Here is a 19,266-nt window from a genome sequence, read left to right as displayed (position 1 = left end):
GCCGCCCACATCGCGGTGGCGGCCGCTGTCCACTTCGTAAGTGTGCGCCACAGAGGGAAAGACAAACCCAGTGGCATAGGACTAGCTTAATTATTCGCCAAGAGGATGATACGCGGGAAGCATGATTGGGGTGAGGAAATGAGTCTGCACAGGGCGGTACCCCGGCGAGTCAGTTGCGCCAGCCTGGTCACGGCGCTGATCCTGGCGCTCGTGGCCATGGGACTCCCGGCACAGCAGGCACTTGCCGCCCCCAGCGACGTGCAGACGATCTATCGGTTCCCAACTGATGAGCCAGTGATCGCTCTCACCTTCGATTGTGGCTCCGATATCGGCTACACGGTGCAGATCCTCGACACCGCCAAGGAGAAGGACGTGCGCCTCACGTTCGGGATGACCGGCGCCTGGGCACAGGCCAACCCGGATCTGGTCCGGCGCATGGTTGACGAGGGCCACCAGCTCATCAACCACTCCTGGGACCACCCCGAATTCACCGTCATCGGTTCAGCCCAGCGCGCCGATCAGCTCCGGCGGACTGAGGATGTGGTGCGATCCCTGACCGGCTACGAGATGCGGCCCTACTTCCGCCCGCCCTACGGTTCCATGAACGACAGCGTGCTCGCGGATCTGGCAGCCAACGGCTACACCTACAACATCATGTGGTCGGTCGATACCCGCGGCTGGCAGGGCCGCTCGATCGAGGCGATCACCCATGAAACCCTCGCCGGTGCCGCTCCTGGGGCGATCGTGCTGATGCACGTCGGCGCCACCTCACTGGACGGCCTGGCGCTGGGCGGGATCATCGACCAGCTCCGTGCGCGGGGCTACCGCTTCGCCACCATCGAGGAGTTCGTCACCGGGCGCATCGGCCCGACCGTCCGCTACTTCCCCGAGACCGGCCACTGGGTCGGCCACGGGTTCCTCTCCTACTGGCAGCGATTCGGTGGGCTAAGGATCTTCGGCTACCCGATCAGCGAGGAGTTCGTCGAGAACGGCGTGACCGTCCAGTACTTCGAGCGGGCCCGCTTTGAGTGGCATCCCGGCGCCGCGCCGGAGCGCTACGATGTGCTGCTCGGGCACCTCGGCCGCGAGGTGGCAGCCGGACGCGCAGGAGAAGCCCCGTTCCAGCCGGTCCAGGGCGGGGACGACGCCAACTGCACCTTCTATCCCCAGACCGGTCACCGCCTCTGCTTCGGATTCCGCGACTACTGGAGGGTCAACGGTGGCCTAGCGATCTTCGGCTACCCGATCAGCGAGGAGTTCGTGGAGAACGGGGTCACCGTCCAATACTTCGAGCGACAACGCTTCGAGTACCATCCTGAAGCCCCGCCCTCCTGGCGGGTCATGGGCGGACTGCTTGGCCGTCAGGTGCTGACGATGCAGCCGCGCTAGGAGTCACGGGGGTGGCTCTTCCCGGGCCGCCCCTCACTCCGCCTGGGTGCGGCGCACAGCGAATCCGATGGCCCCGCCGGCGACGAGACCAACCGCGATAGCGACGAGGACGAGAGCAGCCTTCCCAAGCGCGGTTTCCGGCGCGCCGTCCCCCATCACGCCACTGAGCACAAGGGACGCGGACGCGGCGCAGAGTGCCGTGGCCACAAACAGCCACACCAGGGGCTGCGGATATCCGGCCCGACCTGTCTCGTTGCGGGCTGCCTGGCCCGTCTCCTCCGGCTGATTCGATCGGAGATCGTGACCCATGGCTCACCAACCTTCCGAGCCAATACTTTGCGTCTCTGCAACCATCCTACGCCATGGCTCTCCGACCTGCTACTGGCCGTTCGGCCAGGAGCATGTGAATTTCTACACCAATGCTTGACAGAGGCAGAGAGATAGGCTACGATGGCCACACTATGGATACGCGGACTGACTGCGACCAACACCGATACGAGTACCAGGACTGGTACTACTTTTACTTTACCCCTCCGGCGTTGCTGGTGGGGCAATCGGTGTTGATCCGGTAGCCGCGTAACCACCAAGCAACGTCGGAGGGGAGCAGAGGTAATCACCTCTGCTTTTTTGTTTGTCGGAATCCGGGCGCGGATGGCGGTGAGCTCGGGCGGAAGGGAACGCGGGCGATGATCGTACGGATGCAGCAGGGCGCTGATACGGAAGCGGCCAGATCGGTTGCAGAACACTTGCGGTCGAGGGGCTTCGAGGTCCACCTGATCGCCTCGAGCGGCGCGCCGGTCATCGGTGTCAACGGCCGGCAGATCCCGGAAGACCTCGGCCCGACCCTCTGCAGCCTGCCGGGCGTCGCGGATGTTCTCGATTCGCCCCGCCCCTACCGGCTGGCGGCGCGCGAGGCGCGCCCGTCCGGGACCGTCGTGCAGGTCGGGAACGTCCGCATCGGCGGGCCGGAGCCGGTCATCATCGCCGGGCCGTGTACCGTCGAGAGCCGCGAGCAGATGCTGCGGGCCGCGGAGGCGGTTCGGGCAGCGGGTGCGGTGATGCTCCGCGGCGGCGCGTTCAAGCCCCGCACGTCCCCCTACAGCTTCCAGGGGCTCGGCGAGGAGGGCCTGCGCCTGCTCGCTGAGGCCGGTGCCGCCACCGGCATGCCGGTCGTCAGCGAGGTGATGGAGCCGGATCAGGTCGAGCTCGTCGCCGAGTACGCCGATGTCCTCCAGATCGGCAGCCGCAACATGGCGAACTTTCCGCTCCTCAAGCGCGTCGCCCGCGTCAATCGCCCCGTCCTCCTCAAGCGCGGCTTCGCCGCCACCATCGAGGAGTGGCTGCTCTCGGCCGAGTACATCCTGGCCGGCGGCAACGACCGCGTCATCCTCTGCGAACGCGGTATCCGCAGCTTCGACCCCTCCACCCGCTTCACCCTTGACCTGAACGCGGTCCCGCTCATCCGCCAGCTCAGCCACCTGCCGATCATCGTCGACCCCAGCCACGGCACCGGGCGCCGTGACCTGGTGGCCTCGATGGCCCTGGCTGGCATCGCCGCGGGAGCCCATGGCCTGATCATCGAAGCCGTACCCGATCCTGACGACGCCCTGTGTGACGGTCCGCAGTCGATCACGCCCGACACACTGGCCTCCATCGCCGCCCGGGCCCGGGCCATCCACTCGGCCCTCACGCCGGAGCTGGCCGTCACTGCCTGACCACGCCTACCAGGTCTACTCCTCCTCGTGTCCCGTTCGAGCGCCGCCCCCACGGCGCTCGAACGTTTCCGGGACCGTCGAGCGGGCCGGCTCCAAAGATGCCCGGGGCCCCGGGTGCGTAGTCCGAGGTTTTGGCTGGACTTCTTGGCTTTGGGATGCCAGATATAGCCGGCGCTGGGCTGGACCGCGGCTCAGGCTTCAGCGCCGACCTGAGACGGCGCTTCCTCGGGCACCAGTGCGGCAAACCCGTCCGCGAGGTCGTAGAGGCGCGCATTGGGCGGGACGTCGCGCAGGCGCCAGGTCATCCAGAGGTCCCCGATCGCCCCCGCGGCGTTCACGACCACGACGAACAGAATCAACTCGGTATGCTCCGGCCACACGGCTACGGCGGCGATCCCCGCGAACGAGATGACGATGAGCGGAGCCAAAGCGACCGCGGCATAGCCCGAACGCCCGACCGATTCGCGAAAGGTCGTGTAGGCGAACCCGGCACCGACCCCGAAGCTCGGGCGTGCACCAAGGAGGAGCGCCACGATGCCGTGCACGGCTTCGTGCACCAACGGCACTCCTACTACCACCAGGAGCAGTCCCACCACGAAGGACGGGAGGGTGAAGACGATCGTGTACTCGGATCGCCTGCTGACCATTGCGGCGATCCACGAGAAGAAGATGAACCACACCGGCAGTGAAAGGCAGCCGAGCACGTTCGCGCGGACCAGCGGTACTTGTTCCCACACCGCCAGCCGGTAGCCCGGCACCACCGGCGGCTCGCGGCGTGGCGGGTCTCCGATGGAGAACCAGATGGGCGGAATTGGGGAGCGCTCTTTGCGGTCGGGGCTCGATCCTTCGCTCGTCATGCCACCACTCACGTTCGCCACGGTACCTGGCCACCACCAGCCATCGCCCGCTGCATCGCTGCCAGAGCGTCCGGCGCGGATGGATCCCCCGCTTCGACCGCGTCCAGGGCACGGTCCAGGAGCAGGGCGACCGTCGAGAACGGCAGATTCATCAGATAGCGCGGCGACTCCTGGAGGTAGAACCCGAGCAGCGCCTGCATGAACAACTCAGCCGTGTCCACCGGCAGACCCAGCCCGCCAAGGTCGACCGCCAGCGTAGCGACGTCTTCGGACGCGTCGGCCACCCGCGCCGCGCTCCATCCGACAATGCCGCTGACCTCGTCATCGACGAGCAGCACATTCGCCAGCCGGAAATCGCCATGGCACAGGCACACTGATACTTCCACCGGGCGGCGGAGGTCAAGCCACGCGAGCGCCGCTGAGAACGGCGAGCGCGCACCAGCAGGGAGGGCCGCGATGCGCTCCTCCCATCGCTCCCAGCGAGCCTGGACCTGGTCGTCCACCACGTCCTCCGGCAACGCCTCGGGGGCGGCCAGCCACGGGGCTACCTGCGTCCACTGCAGGGCATGGATCTCCGCCAGCGCCCGCGCCACGGTGAAGGCGAGCGCACTCACCTCCCAACGCATCCCCGCGGCCCGCAGCACCTCGTCAGCCGGGCGGCCTGGCAGGTGCTCCATGATGAGGACCGGTGAGTCGGGATCACCCTCGACCAGACGCGGCACGGACACGTTCGTCTCGGCCAGCGCTGCGAGGATCCGTCGCTCTGCCCCGGCCTCGTCCGGCTTGGCGGCGAACCACGCTGCCTGCTGTTCCCCGCCCGCCAGCCAGGTCACTTCGACCGCCAGCAGCGACCCGGACCCACCCTCGGCCTGCGGCTCAACGGCGCGCGCCTCGACCTGCACCGCGTCCGGATGCCGACGCCGCACCGCCTCCACCACTGCGGCCACGACCTGCTCCGACACGTGCGCCTCCTCTCCGCCGCTCGCGCGGCTGCCACCGAGGATACACCCACGGCGCGACATCGATCCCCGTGGAGCCCGACCGGGCGGCGGATGTGACCTGCTATCATCCCTGCCGGGTCGCGCCCGGGGCTAGGGCCGGGCGGCAACGAACCTCGGAGCGTGCCGAGCATGCGCATCCTCTTCCTGACACCATACCTGCCCGACCCGCCCGACTTCGGCGGCGCGGCGCGGATGTTCCACCTGATCCAGGAGGTAGCCGCGCGCCACGAGGTGGTGGTCCTCAGCCTCGCCGGCCCCGGCGAGACGCCGCCCGGTTGTCTCCCGGCGCGGATCGTGCCGGTGCCGGTGCCGCTGACCGCTCGCCAGCCGCCGGGCGGGCGCAAACGCCTGGGGCAGGTCCGCTCGCTCCTCTCCCGCCGCTCGTTCCAGCACGCCCTCTACCATCATCCGGCGATGCAGCGCACCCTCGATCGGCTGACGCGCGATGAGCGGTTCGACCTGATCCAGATCGAGTTCTCGCAGATGGGCGGCTACCGGGTGCCGCCTGGTGTGCCGGTCGTGCTCGACGTCCATAACGTGGAGTACGACGTGCTGCGGCAGGCCGCCGTGCAGGGATCCCTGCCACGCCGGATCTTCAATCAGATCGAGTACCGCAAGTTCCGCCGCGAAGAGGTCGCTGCCTGGCAACGCGCCACGGCCTGCGTCGCCACGTCGGCCGCCGATGCCGCCGTGGTGCGGGCCGCCACCGGCCGTGAGGTGGCAGTCGTCCCCAACGGTGTCGACCTCGACCGCTTCCCTCGCTTCCCGCTCGACCAGGCCGACCCGACCGCGCTCGTCTTCGTCGGCGCAATGCGCTACCGGCCGAACGCCGACGCAGCCCGCTGGTTCGTCGAGCACGTCTTCCCGCGCGTCCGCGCTGCGCTGCCGACCGCGACCTTCACCATCGTCGGCGCCGACCCGCCGCCCGACGTCCTGGCGCTCGGCACTGTGCCCGGCGTCTACGTCACCGGCACGGTTCCCGACGTCCGTCCCTGGGTCGAACGCGCCGGGACGGTCGTCGTCCCGCTGCGGGCCGGGGGCGGGACCCGGCTGAAGATCCTGGAAGCCTTCGCCATGGGCCGCCCGGTCGTCTCCACCCGCCTCGGCGCCGCCGGGATCGACGCCAAGGACGGCGAGCACCTCCTGCTGGCCGACACACCGGACGCCATCGCCGCCGCCATCACCCGCCTCGCGGCCGACGCGACCCTCCGGCAGGCCCTGGCCGACCGTGCCTACGCCCTCGTGCGCGAGCGCTACCAGTGGCGCGCCATCGCGGCCGAACTGGATGCGGTGTACGCCCGCCTCTGCACGAAAGGGTGAACGCTGACATCCTACGCGGCAAGAGCTGGCCAACATGCCGCCCGCCGACGGCGTTGGAGGACATTTCCTATAATGAAGAGCGGTGGCAGCGAGCGACGGAGCAGGGAAGCGACATGGCACGCAGCAACACGGGTGAGCGACAGGGCGGAGCGGCAACAGCCCGCGGCGACGGGCCGGTGCCGCTGGAGCCCACACCGCCGTTCGCCCGCAGGCTGCGGCTGCTGAAGTGGATCACCGTCGTCGTCCCTGGCGTCTTCATCTTCGTCTTGGAAAGCACGCGGCACCAGGTGGTCGAGCCGTTCCTGCGGGAGCACGGCGCGACCGGACGGTTGCCGGCAATCCCGCTCGACATCGGAAACCTGATTGTCGGATTGCTGGCCTTCGGGCTCGCGTTCGGCTTCAGCCACCTCGTCTTCGGGGTGATCGAGCACATGCAACGCCGGCTGCTGCGCCGCAACGCGGAGCTGGCGGCGCTCAACGCCGTGGCTGCGTCCGCCGGGGCGTCGCTCCGGGTCGGGGACATCGTCGCCCAGGCGGAGGAGACTCTCCAGCGGCTCTTCCCGGCAGATTCCGTCCGCATCGACCTGACGGAGCCGGTCGTCGCCGGCACTGGGGATGTGCCGGATGACGGGACGAGCCTGGCAGCGGGGGAGATGCGCGTGCCGCTCCAGGCCCGCGGCCACCGCCACGGGACGCTGCGGCTGACGCGCTCCCGGGGCGAGTTCTCCAGGGCAGATCAGCGCCTGCTGCGGGCCATCGGCGACACGCTGGGGATGGCGATCGAGAACGCGCGCCTCCACCAGCAGGTGCACGAGGCGGCAGTCGTCGAGGAGCGCGGCCGGATCGCGCGGGAGATGCACGACGGCGTGGCGCAGATGCTCGCCTACGTCCTGGTCAAGCTGGGCACGGTCGATGGCCTGCTCGCCGCGGGTGCGGCGGACACCGCCCGCGCGGAGATCGAGACGATGCGCCAGGCGGCCGAGAGCGCCTACACCGATGTGCGGGAGCAGATCCTGGGGCTGCGGCTGGTAACCGACGGCGCGCCCGGCCTGGCGGCCTGGCTGCGCACGTACCTCGACGACTTCGCCGAGCAGACCGACCTGGATGTCACGCTCGAGATCGACGACCTGCCGCCCGGGGCGCTGCCTCGCGCCTCCGAGTTGCAGGTCATTCGTATCGCGCAGGAGGCGCTGAGCAACGTGCGCAAGCACGCCGACGCGCGCAGCGTCCGCGTTCGCTGCACCGTCGAGGAGGGAGACCTGATCCTCACCGTGGCCGACGACGGGCGGGGCTTCGATCCGTCATCGGCCAACCGTCAGGGCCACCACTTCGGCCTGCTCACCATGCGGGAGCGTGCGGAGAGCCTGGGTGGCACGCTCCAGATCGAAAGCCAGCCCGGGAGCGGGACGCGGATCACACTCCGCGCGCCGCTCCCGACGACAGGGGTGTCTCATCGTGTCGCAGATCTCGCTGCTGCTGGTTGACGACCATGCCCTTTTCCGTGAGGGGCTGGCCAGCTTGCTTTCGTACCAGCCGGACTTCACCGTCGTCGGCGAGGCGGCGAGCGGCGAGGAGGCCGTCGAGCGCGCGCGGGAACTGGTGCCCGACGTCGTGCTGATGGATATCGACCTCCCCGGCATCGACGGCATCGAGGCAACGCGCCGGATCAAGCGCCAGTTGCCCGAGGTGCGCGTTGTGATGCTCACCGTCTACGACGACCACGAACGGCTCTTCCAGTCGATCAAGGCCGGGGCCCAGGGGTACCTGATCAAGAACATCCGCTCCGCTGAGCTCCTGGATCAGCTCCGCGGGCTGGCGCGCGGGGAAGCGGCGATCAGCCGCCGCATGGCCGCGCGCATCCTGGAGGAGTTCGCCCGCCTGGAGCGCCAGGCGGAGATCCTCGAGCCGGACGGCGGGCTCTCCCCGCGCGAGGTCGAGGTGCTGGAGCTGGTCGCGCTGCGGCTGTCGAACAAGGAGATCGCCGCGCGCCTCTCGATCAGCGAGCACACGGTCAAGAACCACCTGAAGAACATCCTCGCCAAGCTGCAGCTCTCCAGCCGTCGCCAGGCAGCGGCCTACGCTGTGGCACACGGTCTGATCCCCCCGCCGAAGGCCAGAGATGAGTAGGATTCGACTCGTGCAGCACCCGTATGACCCTCTTTTGACCCTTCTGGCCCGCAAGGGGCTATCGGTTCCCCGCTGCGCGCGCCGTACAGTTATGGGTAGCGGGCCGGCGGGCGAGTGGCCCTGCGCGCGGGGACGCAGTGGCTCGCGCGGGGTCGCGGTAGGTTGATGAAGCGGACGACCATTCTCTACGGATCTATCCTGGCGGTGACGGTGGTGATCGTCGCCCTGGCGTCGTTGCGCCCGATCCGCGTGCTCCCGCGTATCGCGCCGGCGCCGGGTTTCGCCCTGACCGATCAGGACGGCAACCGGCTCACCAGCGATGACCTGCGCGGGTCGATCGTCCTCTTCGACTTCACCTACCTGTCGTGCCAGGAGCCGTGCAACCGCACCACCGCCACCATGCGCGAGGTCCAGGAACAGCTCGCTGCCGAACCGGAGGATGACCCACCGGTCCGCCTCGTGACCATCTCCTTCGACCCGGAGCGCGATTCGGTCGAGGCGCTCAAGGCAGCCGCTGAAGCTGCGGGTGCCGATCCGACTCGCTGGACCTTCGCCACGGGCGACCCGGACCTGATGAAGTTGATCGTCGGGCGCGGGTTCAATGTGTTCTACGAGCAGAAACCCGATGGCTCCTTCCGCTTCGACCCGACGCTGGTGCTTGTCGACGGCTGGGGCGTGGTGCGCGCCGAGTACCGGGTCGGCCCGCCGCGCGCAGAGCACATCGTGAACGATATTCGCATCGTCGCCAACGAGGCCCGCAAGAGTCGCGGCCCGGCCCGCCTGGCCTACGAGGCGACCCATCTATTCGTCTGCCGGACGAGGTGATGCCGTGAGACGCTGGATCATCCTGACCGTTGCCGCGCTGGTGCTGGTGGGAGGTGCCACGGCCGGCGCGTTCGCGGCCGGCTGGCTCCCCTTCGGTGGGGGCAGCCTGCACGGATCGGCGATCGACCCGCCGCTGCCGATCGTCGACGCGCCCCTGATCGGCGCCGATGGGAGCGAGGTGCGGCTCGCCGACTTCCGCGGCAAGGTCGTGGTCCTCTACTTCGGCTACACCTACTGCCCCGATGTCTGCCCGACCACGCTCGCCAACGTGGCCCGCGCTCTGAAGGAACTCGGCAAGCGCGCCGAGGACGTGCAGGTCGTGATGATCACGGTCGATCCCGACCGCGACACGCCGGAGATCACCCAGGAGTACGTCAGCCGCTTCGACCCATCCTTCGTCGGGCTCGGCGGGGACGTCGAGCGCATCCGCGAGGTGGCGACCGGCATGGGCGTCTACTTCGAGAAGCAGGAGCGCGGCAGCGCGGGCGGCTATCTGGTGGACCACACCGCCACGGTGCTCGTCCTCGACCGCAACGGCGACCTCCGCCTGATGCTCCCGTACGGCTTGACCGGGGAGCAAATTGCGAACGATTTGCGTTGGGCGCTGAAGCAATGATGTTGAGCCAGGTGACGACTGAGAAGGAGTGGATGGTGACGCACGGGAAGGGCTGGTGGCCACGAGCGCGACGGGCTCCCGGCCTGGTCTTGCTGATCGTACTGGCCCTGGTGGCGTTGACAGCCTGCGGAGGGTCCGAAGAGGCCGAGGCCGGCGGGCTCCGGCTGGACGAGCCCTGGGCGCGGCCCGGCCTGGCATCTCCTGGCCAGTCAACGATGTCCCACGATGAGACGGACGAGGCTACCGACGACAACAGCGCCCACGGGGGTCATGGCGGCGGCACCAGCGCGATCTTCCTGACGATCAGCAACCCCGGCAACGAGGACGACCGCCTGGTGGCGGCGACCACCGACGTAGCCGAGGTGGTGGAGATCCACCGCAGCACTATCGACGCGAGCGGCGTCATGCGGATGGGGCCGATCGACGGGGTGACCATCCCCGCGGGCGGCAAAGCGGAGCTGAAGCCCGGCGCGGAGCACATCATGCTGATCGGTCTCACACGTGACCTGGAGGTGGGGGATCGTTTCTCGGCCACGCTGCAGTTCGAACGCGCCGGAGAGATGACGATCGAGGTGGAGGTACGAGAGCCATGAGGCAGTTCAGCCGCGGGCTGGTCCTGCTCGCGGTTGTGGCGGTCCTGACGGTCGGCGTGGCCTGCGGGCGCAGCGCCTCGTCAGAGGCGCCCTCGAACTACCAGGTAACGCTCGCAGTCGAACCGTCACCCGCCGCCGTGGGCCCGGCGACCGTGACCGTGACGATCCGTGATCAGGACAACGCGCCGGTGACGGGCGCCACGGTGGAGGTCGAGGGGAACATGAGCCACGCCGGAATGAAGCCCGTCTTCGCCGACGCGCACCACCAGGGTGACGGCCAGTACGTGACCGAGGGGTTCGAGTTCACCATGGGCGGCGATTGGATCCTCACCGCCCGCGTGACGCTCGCCGACGGCACCTCCTTCGAGCACAGCGAGGATCTCCCCGGCGTCCACGGGGATGACAAGCACAACGGGGACCACGGCGACCACGACGACCACGAGGACGCGGGGCATTGAGTCATGCGTCATGCGTCACGCGTCCCCCTCACCCCCGGCCCCGCTCGAACGGAGCCCACCAAGGGAGAGGGGAGAACTACGGAACAGGGAACACGTATCACGCAACACGCATGACGCCTAAGGATCTCCGATGGCTACGCTGACACGAACCGCAGCACGACCCCGCTTCGATCTGCTCCGGGTGCCGGTGCTGGGGCGCTTCCTGCGCTGGCGGCACGCTCGAACGGCCGTGCAGGTGCCGATGCTCCTGCTCAGCCTGGCGATCCTGTACGACGGCTTTTTCGGCCCCACGCTGGCGCCGAAGAACCTGGCGGGGGTCCTGCCCTGGGTCCACTGGCGGGGATTCGTCGTCCTCGCCCTGCTGGTCGCGGGCAACCTCTTCTGCTTTGCCTGCCCCTTCATGCTCCCGCGCCGGCTGGCGAAGCGGCTGCTCCCCGCGAGCCGCGCCTGGCCGAGCTGGTTGCCCGGCAAGTGGCTCGCGGTCGGCGTCCTCGTCGTCTTCTTCTGGGCCTATGAGGCGTTCTCGCTCTGGAGCAGCCCGCTCCTGACCGCCTGGGTCGCGCTGACCTACTTCGTCGCCGCCTTCGTGATCGACGGGTTCTTCAAAGGCGCCGCCTTCTGCAAGCACGTCTGCCCGATCGGGCAGTTCCACTTCGTCAACGCCATGGCCTCACCGCTCGAGGTGAGCGTCCGTGACCCGAATACCTGCGCCACCTGCACCACCAAGGACTGCATCAGCGGTCGCACCGGACCGGATGGGCGGATCACGCAGAATGGCTGTGAGCTCTGGCTGTTCCAGCAGCGCAAGGTCGGGAACATCGACTGCACCTTCTGCCTCGACTGCGTGCAGGCCTGCCCATACGACAACGTCGGCGTCCTCCGCCGCCACCCGAGCCGCGAGTTCCGGCTCGACGTGCAGCGCTCCGGCGTCGGCCGACCCGCGCAGCGGACCGACCTCGCCGCGCTGGTGCTGGTGCTGGTCTTCGGCGCCTTCCTCAACGCCTTCGGCATGGTCGAGCCGGTCTACCGCCTCGAGGCGTGGATGGCGGGCCTGTTCGGGCTCACGTCCCGCCCGGCACTCCTCGCCCTGATGTTCGGGCTCTTCCTCGGCATCGTGCCGCTGCTCCTCCTGGCCGGAGCAGCGCTCGCGACGCGCCGGCTCACCGGGGATCGCGGCTCGCTCGTCGGGACGGCCGTGCGCTTCAGCTACGCGCTGGTCCCGCTCGGCTTCGGCATGTGGCTGGCCCACTACGGCTTCCACTTCCTCGTCGGCGCGCTGACGATTGTCCCGGTGACGCAGAGCTTCATGGCTGACATGGGCCTGCCGATCCTCGGCACGCCCCGCTGGGACCTGGCGGCGCTGGTGCCCGTCGAGTGGACCGACCCGATCGAGGCGGCCTTCCTCATCGGTGGACTGCTCGGTTCCCTTTGGGCCGTGCGCCGCGTGGCCGGCGACCACTACCGCGGCCGCCGCCAGACCCGCGCAGCCGCACTCCCGTGGGTGGTCCTCTGCTTCCTCCTCTCCGCGCTCGGGCTGTGGCTGATGTCGCTCCCGATGGAGATGCGCGGTACCATGCTGGCCGGCTGATAGCGGCGAGACGAGCGGCGAGGAAGGGATCTCCTGCATGATCAACCGGCGACTGGTGGCACTGGCGCTGCTGGCGTGCCTTGCAGCGCTCCTCCCGATGTCCACGCTGGCGAACGGGGGCCAGGTCCGCATCGACCGGCAACGGGTCGGCCCCTATGACCTGACCGTGACCTCGAGCCCATCGCCACTGCGGGTCGGGCTGGTGGACATCAGCGTGCTCCTCCAGCGGCCGGAGACCGACGAGTTCGTGCTCGATGCGCGCCTCCTGGTCACGGCGGAACCGCTCGACGGCGGCGAAACCATCGAACAACCGGCGACGCAAGATCAGGCGACCGAACCGAACTACTACGCCGCCGAGTTCGAGATCCCCAGCGAGGGCACCTGGCGCTTCACCGTGCTCGTCGACGGGCCCGACGGGCAGGGGCAGGCCAGCTTCGAGGCGGACGTCGCGGGAGAGAGCATCTTCCAGCGGGCCGGCTGGGTCATCTGGGTCATCGCTGGCATCCTCGGCGCCGTCGTCCTCTGGTGGCTCTTCGCAGCTCGCGGTGATGACGAGGACGAGGACGAGGTCCTTGGCTAGTGCAGAGAACGTCATACGTCATGCGTCATACGTCACCCATAAACCCATAATGAAATGAGTAGTGCTCCCCTCTCCCCTGGTGGGCTCCGTCCGAGAGGGATCGGGGATGAGGGGGACGCATGACGCATCACGCATGACGGAACACGGAACACGCAACACGCATCTCTAGTCCCCGATCCTCGTCCATATCCCGCAGCGGGAGGCGCTGAAGCCGACATCGGTCGGTGCGATTCGCACGATCTGCGGAGCGTTGCTGAACTCGTTGGCGATAATGTCGTCGAACTCGCCACTGAAGCCTCGCAGCCGCTCCCAGTAGCAGAACCCTGTCGAGTCGCTGTTCCGCCAGAGGCCGGGCGCGATGTCCCGTCCAACCCGGTACATCCCATCACCGAACGGCGCTGTCGGGCTGCTCGTGAGCGGCGTATCGTCCGGCACCCAGCGGCCGCAGCGCCGTGAGACGAAGCCGGCATCCGTCGGGGCGATCGTGACGATCTGACGCGCATCGGAGAATCCGTTGGCGATGATGTCGTTGAGCTCGCCGGTGAAGCCGCTGAGGCGCTCCCAGTAGCAGAACTGAGACGAGTCGGTGTTGCGGTAGGTGCCGGGCGCGATGTCGATGCCGACCCGATAGGTGCCATCCGGGAAACTCAACGGGCCGGGGTCGGGTTGCTCCGACGGCTCGTGGCCGGGCGGCGGGCCCGGGTCCGGGTCGGGCGCGCCGATCTGCCCGTAGCGCCAGCGGTAGTAGTGCTGCCCGACGTTGCCCGCCTCGACCTTCCAGCCCTCAGGGTTTTCCGGCGTGTAGGTCAGGACCCGCCGCTCGAATACCTGCGCCAGCACCAGCTTCGGCACCCCGCCGACGCGAACCGTCGTCCAGTACGCCTCGGTTAGCGGGTAGCCCGTGATGTAGAAGGGGTTCTCCGCCAGCTGGTCATGCACGTACTGACCATCGCGGTAGACCAGCCCCGCGCTGTGCATGAACTCCCAGAAGACAGAGGCAACCGTGTGCCCGGTCGGCGCCCCGACGGCGACCGCACGGACGTTGAACCGCGCCAGTGCCGGGTCGACTCCGACATTACCCGCGCGATCCACCGTCGCGGTGATCCGCCACCCGTCCGGCATCGGCGCGGCGGCCATCAGCGGGTTGAACGTGGCATAGGTCGGGCCAGTCGGGTCGTCCGGGTCACCCGCGACGTTCACCTCAGCCGGGACGAGCGTGCGGAACTCCCGGTCCCCGACCTGCATCTCTCCGGTGATCAGCTCCCGCGCCAGCAGCCCGTTAGTGACGTACCAGAGCGCGCTTGGGTCCGCCGCGGGGTCGTAGATCTCCATGCGCGACTTGTCGAAGTACTGTACCTGCCGCTTTCCGCCCGGCGCCTGGGCGTATTCCTCGTACAAGACCGGGCTGAACGGCTCCGGCCCCCACATCCAGGTGCGGCTCACCCGGAGCGTCGCTACCGGCAAGTCGGTGCGCTCCCAGGTGCGCCGAAAGGCGTCATGGCCGATCGGCTCGGCCGCCGCCGGCATCACCGGTAGCAGCGCGACGGCCAGGACGAGCACGATGATCCGCGTGACTGAGCGCATCATCCTCCTCTCCTCCGTGCCCCTAGAGCGACAGATAAGCGATTATCGCCTAATGGCAATGATGCCGTCCAGCGCGCAGGAACTCGTCTCGAACCATCGTAGGCGCCCACAGGGAAGGCAGTGGGGCCCGCAGCGGATGGTTGCCCACGGTTGTGTTCCCTGACCTCGCGCGGCAGCCCGACTCCGACCGGCTTGACTTGAGGCCCGACACCGTATACGCTTTCGCGCACCTCGCTACGACTTTTTCCGGATATTTGAAAATCCATGTCGTTTATCTTGACTCACTCTCTCCCCCTCACTACGCTGGAGCGCGAAAGGATCAGCGCCATGGACAACGTGAACGTCAGCGGCGTACCTGCGAATCAGCGGCAGGATGGGATACTCGTTACCCTCCAGCGGGGACTGCGCCTGTTGGAAGCCGTCGCCGAGGGCAACGGTGAGGCGACCGCCAAGTCCCTCAGCTATCGCCTCGGGATCAAGCTGGGCACCTGCTACCACCTGCTCCGGACGATGGAGTCGGAGAACTACATCGTGCGGCTCCCGGGTGGCCGGTTCGGTCTCGGGAGCCGCGTGGCGTTCCTGCAGGACAGCCTGCGGAGCATGCTGGCGCCGTCCCCCGAGCTGTTGAACATCCTGGCACGACTGCGGGAGGAGGTGGACGAGACCACCTACCTCACCGGCTGGTACGGTGACGACATCGTCCTCCAGCGCTACCTGGAAGGCTCGCGCGCGCTCCACGTCCGGAGCCTGGAGATCGGCTACCGGGGCTATGCTCACGCGCGCGCCTCCGGGAAAGCGATCCTGGCCTTCCTACCCGAGAGCCAGGTGCGCGACTACTTCGCCTGGCGCGGGCTGCCCCGGCGAACAGCGGCGACCATCACCACGCTCGATACCCTGCTTGACCACCTGCGCATGACAGCCCGGCGCGGCTGGGCGGTCGATCACGAGGAGTTCTCCGAAGGGGTCGTCTGCATCGCGTCGCCGTTCTTCGACCGAAGCGCATTCCCCGTCGGCTCGTACACCGTTGCGATCCCGGCGGTGCGTTATGCCGAGTCGGGCAAGGCTCTCGTGCGGGCGGTGGTCGGTGCCGCCCGTGAGGCATCACGCCTCCTGGGATGCCCCGAGTCGCACCCGCCGCCCTCGCCGTTGTTCGCTGCCGAGGCGGACACAGCCTCGGCGCCGCGCGATGGATCGCGGGCGGGCAGCGGGCGACGGAGTGCGACTGCGGCTGTTCCGAGACGCAATCGTCGATCGTGACCCGCCGTGATGACCGTGCGTGCGAGGTCGTCACGTTGCTGACCGACCGATTGGAGGCGGACGCATGGTAACCACCACCAAGTGGCTCGGTGCGAGCGTCAAGCGGAAGGAGGACCCGAAGTTCCTGACGGGCCACGCCCGCTACACCGACGATCTCGAGCCGGCCGGCACACTGCACCTCGCCATGGCACGGAGTCCGTACGCCCACGCACGGATCCGGCGCATCGACACCCGCGCGGCGCGCGACCTCCCCGGCGTCGCCGCGGTCTTCACCGGGGAGGATCTACGCCAGGTGTGGGGACCGCTCGCGCGGACCATCGACATCCTGACCAAGGTCCCAACGCTCTACGCTGTCGCCGTCGACAAGGTGCGCTACGTGGGTGAGCCGGTAGCGGTGGTGGCGGCGGTGGATCGCTACGTGGCCGAGGACGCGGTCGATCTGATCGAGGTGGAATACGAGGAACTCCCGCCCGTCGTCACGATCGAGGACGCGCTCGCCCCAACGGCGCTGCTGTATGAGGACTGGGACAACAACATCCAGTTGGACTGGTCCAACAGCATCGGCAACGTGGAACGCGCGTTCGCCGAGGCGACGCACGTCTTCGAGGAGACCATCACCCACAGCCGCTACACCGGAACCCCGATGGAGACGCGGAGTTGCCTGGCCGACTACAACCCGGCGACCGGGATGCTTCACGTCACCTGCTCGACCCAGGCGCCGCATCAGGTGCGCACGCTCCTGGCCCAGACGCTCCAGATGCCGGAGCAGAACATCCGGGTCATCGCGCCCGACGTCGGCGGGGGATACGGAACGAAGTTGCAGGCCGATGTGGAGGTCATCCCCTGCGCCGTCTCCCTTTTGCTCGGCCGGCCGGTGAAGTGGACCGAGGACCGGACCGAGAACCTTCTGACCGGGGTGCAGTCGCGCGACTACACCTGCACCATGAGGGTCGCGCTGGACGCCGACTACCGCATCCTGGGTCTGGATGTCAGCCTGACCGGGAACATCGGCGTCGACGGCACGTGCCACGCCGCGGGCACGCCCTCGCTGCTGGTCGCCGGTGCCTACTTCCCCGGCCCCTACAAGGTGCCCGCGTACCGGGTGCAGACCATCGGGGTAGTCACCAACAAGGCTCCCTACGGCGCCTACCGAGGGTACGGCAAAGATGTCGCCAACTACCCGATGGAGCGCATGATGCAGATCATGGCGCAGCGGCTTGGCATCGCGCCCGATGAGCTTCGCCGCCGCAACTTCATCCGTAAGGAAGAGTTCCCCTACCAGCAGATCTCCGGCCCCCTGTACGACAGCGGCGACTACGACCGGCTCATGGACATGGCCCTGGAGATGATCGACGCGCCGGCGCTGCGGCAGCGGCAGGCGGAGTTGCGCGCCGAAGGGAAGTACCTGGGCATCGGCATCGCGGCCATGCTCGAGCCCTCAGGCGCGGCGGTCTTCAACGGCATCTTCAACGGCTACCAGCCGGCGACGGTGCGGATGACGCCAGAAGGCGGCATCCAGGTGCTTACCAGTCATCAGAACATCGGCCAGGGCGTCGAGACGACGCTGGCACAGGTCGCGGCCGACGTGCTCGGCGTCTCGGTCGATGATGTTCGCCTGGTCTTCGGGGATACCGACGCCACCCCGTACGGGCTCGGCCCATGGTCGTCACGGGGTGCGACGTTCGTCGTCTCGGCCGTGCACGAGGCCGCGGGGGTCCTCCGCGACAAGCTACGCAAGATCGCCGGTCACCTGCTCGAAGTGGACCCCGAAGACGTGGAGCTCGTCGGCGGTCGGGCCCAGGTCAAGGGGAGCCCGGACCGCGCCATCGCGCTCAAGGACATTGGCAACCGGGTTCACCTCTGGCCCGGCCCCTACGGCACCCTGCCCGAGGGAGTCGATGCCAACCTCGAGGGCACTTACACCTGGACGAGCAGCGTGGTGCGCTGGGTGCCCGACGAGCACGGCACGTTCAACCTGTACACGACCCATCCGACCGGAGTCTTCATCGCGGTGGTCTCCGTGGATGTAGACACCGGCTTCGTCCAGGTCGATCGCTTCGTCGTCGCGCACGATGCCGGCACCATCATCAACCCCATGATCGCGGAGGGGCAGGTCGTCGGCGGCGTGGCTCAGGGCATCGGTGGCGCGCTGCTCGAGGAGTTGCGCTACGACGCGAACGGCCAACTCCTCAACACCGACTTCAGCAGCTACCTCTGCCCCACGGCGATGGAGATCCCGGACATCGAAGTAGCCCACATCGAGAACCCATCCCCCTTCACGCCACTCGGCACGAAGGGCATGGGCGAGGGCGGCACGATCCCGTCGCCCGCGGCGGTGGCGAACGCGGTGGAGGACGCCCTGGCGCCGTTCGGCGTCCGCGTGGGCGACCTGCCGCTCACACCGGAGCGCGTGTACGGGTGGATCCAGGAAGCGCGGGCGCGCGATGGCGGCAACTAACTGGACTATCTACCCCTTGCTGCTCGGCGAGGCGGACGTCTCGCGGATCCTCGACGCCTTCTGGTCGCTGAGCCGGGAGAAGGACGTCGTGACCGTGCCGATCCTCGCCTGGCTGCTCATCCCCGACGGCGAGGCGCGACCGATTCTGGTCGATACCGGCTTCAGCGACGCCGAGCGGGCCATGTCGATTCAGCGGCTTGGCCCGCACCGCAGCCGGCCCGAGTGGACCCTGGAGGCCCAACTGGCCCTCCACGGCCTCACTGTGGCGGACATCGAGACGGTCATCCTGACCCACCTGCACTACGACCACGCTGGTGGCTGCGTGGCACTGCCACAGGCGCGCTTCGTCGTGCAGCGGAGCGAACTGCAGGCAGCGGCCGCCACCATCGTTTCCCGGCAGCTCGACTTCGGAGGCGGGGCTGTCTTCTACGACCGCCGGGATGTCGCATTGCTGGTCGACACGTTCTGGCCGCGCGTTGACCTCCTGGAGGGAGACGCCGAGGTCGCGCCCGGTGTGCGCTGCGTGCTCTTTGCGAATACCCACACCCCGGGGAGTCAGGCCGTCTACGTCCAGACCGCCGGTGGGACGGCGGTCATCCTGGGCGATATCGCTCGCAATGTGGAGTTGAACATCAACCAGGGGATTCCGCCCGGGCTGTACTACGACCTCGAAGCGACGCGGCGTGCCATGGCCCGCATCCGCGCGGACGCCGACTTCCCGCTCCCCACCCACGACTACGACATCTTCCACCGCTGGGCAGATGGGCTGCCGGCCCGGGCAGGGAGGTGACGATGGTGGTTCGAGGCATCAAACGCGTGGCGCTCCAGATCTGCGATCTCGACGAGGCGATGGCTCAGCTCGCGCAACTCCTGGAGACGACGTGCCAGCGGTAAGGAG

Annotated in this window: 18 protein-coding genes; 14 read left to right on the top strand and 4 right to left on the bottom strand. The window is 68.3% G+C overall.

Annotation, left to right across the window (positions count from 1 at the left end; genetic code table 11):
• Positions 1-138: 138 nt before the first annotated feature.
• Complete coding sequence (locus STHE_RS01235) at positions 139-1,389, top strand: polysaccharide deacetylase family protein (protein WP_169308168.1); 1,251 nt, start codon at positions 139-141, stop codon at positions 1,387-1,389.
• Positions 1,390-1,422: 33 nt separating this feature from the next.
• Here STHE_RS01235 and STHE_RS01230 read toward each other — a convergent pair whose 3' ends face one another.
• Positions 1,423-1,698: a hypothetical protein gene (locus STHE_RS01230; RefSeq protein WP_012870736.1), complete on the bottom strand. Its 276-nt coding sequence runs from the start codon at positions 1,696-1,698 to the stop codon at positions 1,423-1,425.
• 377 nt (positions 1,699-2,075) lie between these two features.
• Between STHE_RS01230 and aroF the strand changes: the two genes are divergently transcribed.
• Complete coding sequence (aroF, locus tag STHE_RS01225; RefSeq protein WP_012870735.1) at positions 2,076-3,104, top strand: 3-deoxy-7-phosphoheptulonate synthase; 1,029 nt, start codon at positions 2,076-2,078, stop codon at positions 3,102-3,104.
• A gap of 191 nt (positions 3,105-3,295) precedes the next feature.
• Here aroF and STHE_RS01220 read toward each other — a convergent pair whose 3' ends face one another.
• Positions 3,296-3,961 carry a DUF3267 domain-containing protein gene (locus STHE_RS01220; RefSeq protein WP_012870734.1) on the bottom strand — a complete coding sequence of 222 codons (666 nt, stop codon included), beginning with the start codon at positions 3,959-3,961 and terminating at the stop codon, positions 3,296-3,298.
• An 8-nt stretch (positions 3,962-3,969) separates the two neighbouring features.
• The gene (locus tag STHE_RS01215) at positions 3,970-4,923 is read right to left on the bottom strand and encodes a phosphotransferase family protein (protein WP_012870733.1); all 954 of its coding nucleotides are present in this window, start codon (positions 4,921-4,923) and stop codon (positions 3,970-3,972) included.
• Between the two features lie 168 nt (positions 4,924-5,091).
• On the opposite strand from STHE_RS01215, the gene STHE_RS01210 reads away from it, so the two are divergent.
• From STHE_RS01210 to STHE_RS01170, 9 genes are all read left to right on the top strand, one after another.
• On the top strand, positions 5,092-6,282 hold the full coding sequence (locus tag STHE_RS01210; protein WP_012870732.1) for a glycosyltransferase: 1,191 nt from the start codon (positions 5,092-5,094) through the stop codon (positions 6,280-6,282).
• A 113-nt stretch (positions 6,283-6,395) separates the two neighbouring features.
• Positions 6,396-7,766, top strand: a complete 1,371-nt coding sequence (locus STHE_RS17660; protein ID WP_012870731.1) for a GAF domain-containing sensor histidine kinase — start codon at positions 6,396-6,398, stop codon at positions 7,764-7,766.
• Entirely contained in the window at positions 7,738-8,409 is a 672-nt protein-coding gene (locus tag STHE_RS01200; protein ID WP_012870730.1) for a response regulator, read from the top strand. The genes STHE_RS17660 and STHE_RS01200 overlap by 29 nt, the downstream gene beginning before the upstream one ends.
• Positions 8,410-8,574: 165 nt before the next feature.
• Positions 8,575-9,234, top strand: a complete 660-nt coding sequence (locus STHE_RS01195) for an SCO family protein (RefSeq protein ID WP_041398692.1) — start codon at positions 8,575-8,577, stop codon at positions 9,232-9,234.
• Between the two features lie 4 nt (positions 9,235-9,238).
• The gene (locus tag STHE_RS01190; RefSeq protein ID WP_012870728.1) at positions 9,239-9,850 is read left to right on the top strand and encodes an SCO family protein; all 612 of its coding nucleotides are present in this window, start codon (positions 9,239-9,241) and stop codon (positions 9,848-9,850) included.
• Positions 9,851-9,861: 11 nt separating this feature from the next.
• A complete protein-coding gene (locus STHE_RS17655) occupies positions 9,862-10,443 on the top strand; it encodes a copper chaperone PCu(A)C (protein WP_169308167.1) in 582 nt (193 codons plus the stop codon).
• Positions 10,440-10,901 (top strand): FixH family protein, encoded by a 462-nt coding sequence (locus STHE_RS01180; protein WP_012870726.1) that lies wholly within the window; start codon positions 10,440-10,442, stop codon positions 10,899-10,901. Before STHE_RS17655 ends, STHE_RS01180 begins: the two co-directional genes overlap by 4 nt.
• A 130-nt stretch (positions 10,902-11,031) precedes the next feature.
• Positions 11,032-12,489, top strand: coding sequence for a 4Fe-4S binding protein (locus STHE_RS01175; RefSeq protein ID WP_012870725.1), 1,458 nt, complete (start codon positions 11,032-11,034; stop codon positions 12,487-12,489).
• Between the two features lie 37 nt (positions 12,490-12,526).
• Positions 12,527-13,069: a FixH family protein gene (locus STHE_RS01170; RefSeq protein ID WP_012870724.1), complete on the top strand. Its 543-nt coding sequence runs from the start codon at positions 12,527-12,529 to the stop codon at positions 13,067-13,069.
• A 165-nt stretch (positions 13,070-13,234) separates the two neighbouring features.
• On the opposite strand, the gene STHE_RS01165 is transcribed toward STHE_RS01170, so the two are convergent.
• On the bottom strand, positions 13,235-14,656 hold the full coding sequence (locus tag STHE_RS01165; RefSeq protein ID WP_012870723.1) for an Rv1352/Rv1906c domain-containing protein: 1,422 nt from the start codon (positions 14,654-14,656) through the stop codon (positions 13,235-13,237).
• Between the two features lie 324 nt (positions 14,657-14,980).
• Between STHE_RS01165 and STHE_RS01160 the strand changes: the two genes are divergently transcribed.
• From STHE_RS01160 to STHE_RS01150, 3 genes are all read left to right on the top strand, one after another.
• Positions 14,981-15,910: an IclR family transcriptional regulator gene (locus STHE_RS01160; protein WP_012870722.1), complete on the top strand. Its 930-nt coding sequence runs from the start codon at positions 14,981-14,983 to the stop codon at positions 15,908-15,910.
• A gap of 64 nt (positions 15,911-15,974) precedes the next feature.
• Positions 15,975-18,368 (top strand): xanthine dehydrogenase family protein molybdopterin-binding subunit, encoded by a 2,394-nt coding sequence (locus STHE_RS01155; protein ID WP_012870721.1) that lies wholly within the window; start codon positions 15,975-15,977, stop codon positions 18,366-18,368.
• The gene (locus STHE_RS01150; RefSeq protein WP_012870720.1) at positions 18,355-19,158 is read left to right on the top strand and encodes an N-acyl homoserine lactonase family protein; all 804 of its coding nucleotides are present in this window, start codon (positions 18,355-18,357) and stop codon (positions 19,156-19,158) included. Before STHE_RS01155 ends, STHE_RS01150 begins: the two co-directional genes overlap by 14 nt.
• Positions 19,159-19,266 lie beyond the last annotated feature (108 nt).

Source organism: Sphaerobacter thermophilus DSM 20745 (genome assembly GCF_000024985.1).
Lineage (GTDB): Bacteria > Chloroflexota > Chloroflexia > Thermomicrobiales > Thermomicrobiaceae > Sphaerobacter > Sphaerobacter thermophilus.
This window is presented reverse-complemented; position numbering and strand designations above follow the sequence as displayed.